This window comes from Thermosulfurimonas sp., assembly GCF_015491435.1.
Lineage (GTDB): Bacteria > Desulfobacterota > Thermodesulfobacteria > Thermodesulfobacteriales > Thermodesulfobacteriaceae > Thermosulfurimonas_A.
Map to the genome: position 1 here is coordinate 1 of NZ_WFVX01000015.1, position 3,620 is coordinate 3,620.

The 3,620-nt window shown below is 59.2% G+C and carries 3 protein-coding genes; all 3 read left to right on the top strand.

Translation table 11 applies throughout. The features are described from left to right. Nucleotides 1–48 precede the first annotated feature (48 nt). Nucleotides 49–1,380 carry a cytochrome ubiquinol oxidase subunit I gene (locus F8J34_RS00670; RefSeq protein ID WP_297055324.1) on the top strand — a complete coding sequence of 444 codons (1,332 nt, stop codon included), beginning with the start codon at nt 49–51 and terminating at the stop codon, nt 1,378–1,380. Nucleotides 1,381–1,393: 13 nt separating this feature from the next. Beyond that, entirely contained in the window at nt 1,394–2,602 is a 1,209-nt protein-coding gene (locus F8J34_RS00675) for a hypothetical protein (RefSeq protein ID WP_297055327.1), read from the top strand. Nucleotides 2,603–2,658: 56 nt separating this feature from the next. Next, a partial coding sequence (locus F8J34_RS00680; RefSeq protein WP_297055330.1) for an SDR family NAD(P)-dependent oxidoreductase occupies nt 2,659–3,620 on the top strand: 962 nt, incomplete at its 3' end.

Sequence of the window (3,620 nt, forward strand, 5' to 3'; positions counted from 1 at the left end):
AAAAATTTTTTATATAAAATCTGAATCATCCTTCAGGGGAGGTGGGGTATGTATCCTATCTGGGTGGTGCCCTATCTTTCTTCGGCCCTGGTAATCGGGCTTATCGCCTCCTTTCACATTCTCCCCTCGCACCTTGCGGTGGGGGCCTTCTGGTTCAATGTCTATATCGAGAGAAAGGCCTATCGGGAGGGCCGGCCGGAGCTCCTTTCCTTCATCCGGCGCTACACCCTCCTTATCCTGATCTTTTGCTTCGTGTTCGGTTCCCTTTCCGGGGTGGGGATCTGGTATTCGGCCACCGTGTCCAGCCCCCGGGGGATCTCGGCCCTGATCCATAATTATGTCTGGGGCTGGGCCACGGAGTGGGTCTTCTTCCTCATCGAGGTGGCCACCATCTATACCTACTACTACACCCTGGGCAAGGTGGACGAGCGCACCCATCTTCGGATCGGCTATCTCTACGCCCTTTCCGCCTGGATCAGCATGATCATCATCACCGGAATCCTGGCCTTCATGCTCACCCCGGGAAAGTGGCTTGAGACCGGTCGTTTCTTCGACGGCTTCTTCAATCCCACCTACTGGCCCCAGCTCGGAGCCCGCACCTTCTTCATGTTCGGTATCGCCGGGCTCTACGCGCTGCTTATCGCCGCCACTCTTAAAGAACGCGAGGTGGCCCGGGAGGTGACGCGTCTTGCCGGGGCCTGGGGCCTTTTCGGGCTTATCCTCGGGGCCCTCTTCGGTTACTGGTGGCTTAAAAAACTTCCCCCCGAGGCCCAGGACCTCCTCTTCGGAGGGACCCTCCCCTATCTCTCCACCCTCCTTAAGGTGGCGGCGATCTCCGGAGGGATCGTGGGGCTCTATTTCCTGGTCTTTGGAATTCTCTTTCCGAGATTAAACCATGTCCCCCTGGCCCTTCTCACCTTGATAGTCCTTTTTCTGGGCATCCTCTCCGGAGAGGGGCTGCGGGAGGGGGTCCGTCGTCCCTACATCATAAATGGCTTCATGTATTCCCACCAGGTGATAGGGGCGGATCTTCCGGCCAAGGGCATAGTCTCCGAGGTGGAGGTCCTTAACGAAAAGGGGTATCTCTCCCGTCTGGGGTACCTTCCCCCGGAACTGAAGACCATCACGGAGAAGAACCGGCTTTCCGTGGGGCGGATCCTGGTGGCCCACGAATGTGCGAACTGCCACGCCCTTTCCCCGAAAGGACTCCGAAGCCTCCCCCGGCTCCTTAGGGGCCTGGGCCTAAAAACCCCGGAGGATCTCGCCGGTTTCCTGGAGGGGCTTGACGGCTATCCTTACATGCCGCCTTTCGTAGGCACCCAGGAGGAGCGGCTGGCTGCCGGGGCCTACCTCTCCACCCTGGTGAAAGAGAATCCCTAAGGAGGAGGGAAGGATGCAGCCTCTGGCCCTTTATCTTCAACAGTTACGGGATGTAAGCGGGCTTCCTTTCTATCCCTGGCTCTTTGACTTCCTCCTGGTCCTGACCTTTACCCTGCATATCCTGGCCGTAAACCTCGTTCTCGGAGGAACGCTCGTCCTCCTCTGGGGGAGACTCTTCGGAGGTCCTTACGGCCTAAGGCTTTCGCGTGCGCTTTCCCGGGCCCTGCCCATCACCCTTTCCTGGGTCATCGTCCTGGGGGTGGCCCCGCTCCTTTTCATCCAGGTCCTTTACGACCCCTTCTGGTATTTTTCCAACGTGATCTCCGCCTGGTGGGCGCTGGCCTTCCTGGCCCTGATCGCTCTCTCCTTCTCCCTCCTTTACCTCTATTACCTCCGGGGAGGCTACGAGGGGGCCGGAAACCCTCTCTGGCCGCTGGTGGCCCTCCTCTCCCTCCTTTTCGTAGCGGTGATCATCCATGCCCTTTCCCTTCAGGCCTTACATCCGGAAAAATGGCCGGAATGGGCCGTAAAAGGAGGCACGGAATACCAGTCCGGGGGCAAACTCTTTGCCCTGAGCCTTCCGCGCTTGCTTCACTTCCTGTTCGCCTCCCTGGCGGCAACCGGGGTCTTCCTCCTCTTTTATGCCCGCTATTTCCGCCCCCGTGCGGACTACGACCCGGACTATCTCTCCTGGGCGGCCCGCACCGGGGCACGCCTGGCCCTTATCTTTTCCCTGCTTCAGGCTGCGGTCGGTATCTGGTGGCTCCTTTCCCTTCCCGCGGAATTCCGCTTTTACACCCACCCCCTCTTCCTCCTCGGGGCCGGATTCGGGCTCCTTTTCATCCTTTATCTGCTCTCGGTGCGGCAGGATCCCGAGCCCCACACCGGAAGGATCGGGGCCCTTTTTGCAGCCACGGTCTTTTTCATGAGCTACGCCCGGGAGGCCCTGCGCATGAAATATCTCTCCCGGGCCGGGTATTCCTTTGCCAGCTATCCGGTTCATCCCAGCTGGTCCTCAACGGCCCTCTTTCTCCTCACCTTCCTTATGGGGCTGGTGATCCTTTCCTACGTGGGGCTGGTGGCCTATCGGGCCGGAAGGGGCCAGAAGGAGGTTGGGGCTCACGGCTGGGGAAGGCTCTCGGTGTTCCTTTCCTGGCTCTGGATCCTGGTCATGGTGATCATAGGGCTTGTCCTCTCCTTTAAGAACGGGGCCCTGCCCTAACCCTTCCTAAAGGACCCAACCGGGCCTATAATGCCTCCTCAAAAAGGAGGGATCCTGTGGGCTGGATTCTGGTCACCGGAGCGGCGGGGTTTATCGGCTGGAAGACCTGCGAGTTTCTGCTTTCCGAAGGGGCCCGGGTCCTCGGGGTGGACAACTTAAACGACTACTACGCGGTAAGGCTCAAGCTCTGGCGCCTTGAACAGCTTAAAAAACATCCGGACTTTCGCTTTCTGGAGGTGGATATCGAAAACCACGGGGCCCTCAAGGTCCTCTTCGAAACCTTTCCCGTGGAGGCGGTAATAAATCTTGCGGCCCGGGCCGGGGTGCGGGCAAGCATGGAGGACCCCTGGGTCTATTACCGCACCAACGTGGAGGGGACCCTGAACCTCCTTGAGCTCATGCGGGAAAAAGGGGTAAAAAAGATGGTCCTCGCCTCCACCTCCTCGGTCTATGCCGGATCCCCGCTTCCCTACCGGGAGGATCTTCCGGTGAACCGCCCCCTCTCTCCCTATGCCGCAAGCAAGAAGGCCGCAGAGGTCCTGGCCTATACCTATCACCACCTTTACGGGCTTGATGTCTCGGTCCTCCGCTACTTTACGGTCTTTGGGCCGGCCGGACGCCCGGACATGAGCTATTTTCGCTTCATCAAGTGGATTGACGAAGGGAAACCGGTGGTGGTCTATGGAGACGGCACCCAGGCCCGGGACTTCACCTATGTGGACGACATCGCCCGGGGCACGGTGCGGGCCCTAAGACCCCTCGGCTACGAGATCATCAACCTCGGCGGAGGGAGGAACCCGGTCTCCATCAACACCCTGATTGAAAAGATAGAAAACCTCCTGGGGAAGAAGGCCCGGGTGGAGTATCGGGAGTTTCACCGGGCGGACATGAAGGTCACCTGGGCGGAGATCGGGAAGGCGGAAAGGCTTCTTGACTGGCGACCGGAGATCTCCCTTGACGAAGGCCTTTCGCGTACGCTAGAGTGGTATTTAGAAAACCGCGAGTGGATAAAGGATAT